Genomic DNA, 1,220 nt, shown 5'->3' on the forward strand with positions numbered 1-1,220 from the left:
TATTTAGTAGCTGTGAATGATTATAGTAATCAGGACTTAGAGAAGCTAATACTAGATTTTGCAGAAGGGCAAAAGGTAGTAAAAGAAATGGAGCTACATGAGGCAGAAAGCGTGCTTGCACCTTATATGAGTTGCGGCATGGAAGCTAATCAAGAAGCTATGGAACTTGAAGGGATAGACGATGAGGTATCAAATCATGAGATCTTGGCGTGAAGAATAATAAGGAGTAAATTTGCTATGCAGTATAAAAGCTATAATGTAATAACTGAATCTTTAAATAAAAAGGTTAAGATTTTAGAAAATAAGGTTAAGATTTTAGATCGTCTAAGAACCTCAAATGAGGTAGCAACTAAAGAAGATATGCAAATATTGTCTATATCTACCACATTAGAGAAAGAAGAAATTGCACTAATACTTGAATATAAAGCAAAATCTAGGGAAAAGAAGGAGCAGCATTATCAAACAACGCTCATTGCAACACTAGATGACCGTAATAGATTAATAGAGAAGATTAAAGAAAATGTTACAGATGGCAAACCGTTTGAATATGATATAATTATGAATACGGAGGGTTATCATTGCACGCCTGTACATTTAACGTTCGATAAAGATAAATTGAAAATATTTACAATTGATGCTGCTGATGCACCATCTATTACATATATGCAATTTCTATTCCAGTTAGAAGACATTAAAGATATAGAGAAAGAAATAAATGCTCATTCAGGTTCTATACAAAAAGATAATTTTAGTTGTGCTATATTTAGTATCCAGGATTTGAATACTATGTCAAAGTTAGGTAGTACATTAGGGGAGTATTTACCTCAAATAATGCAGTTAGATATAGCTAAGCTACACCCGCGATTTGTTAAGAATGCACAAAGTATTCAGACTATCCGTAATAATTTAGCAGATCCAAGAAATAGTGCTTTAAAAGTAAGTAAAAATGAAGATTTAAAAGAGTATACTAATAAATATTCTATTAATATAGGGGAACAAAAGAAGAGGAATTATGCAATCACTTATAAAACACTCAAATACCTCAATGCTGCACAAAAAGAACTTAATGATGCATTTAAATCAGGAGGAAATGAGTTAGTAAAAAATATAATACGGAAAAGAACTGGTGGCATAATTTTTGAGGAGTCAAAATATAATTTTGATAATATTAAAATGCAACAAAAACAAAAAGATAATTTATCAGCTGTTGAAAGACTTAA

The 1,220-nt window shown here is 30.8% G+C and carries 1 protein-coding gene and 1 pseudogene; both read left to right on the forward strand.

Features of this window, described 5'->3' with window-relative positions:
- Positions 1-213: pseudogene (locus KYQ89_RS03890) on the forward strand (patatin); the annotation flags it as partial.
- Positions 214-237: 24 nt separating this feature from the next.
- Positions 238-1,220: hypothetical protein (locus tag KYQ89_RS03895; RefSeq protein WP_218460493.1), on the forward strand; the 983-nt coding region annotated here is incomplete at its 3' end.

The organism is Rickettsia sp. TH2014, assembly GCF_019249195.1.
In the GTDB taxonomy this organism is placed as follows: Bacteria; Pseudomonadota; Alphaproteobacteria; order Rickettsiales; family Rickettsiaceae; genus Rickettsia; species Rickettsia felis.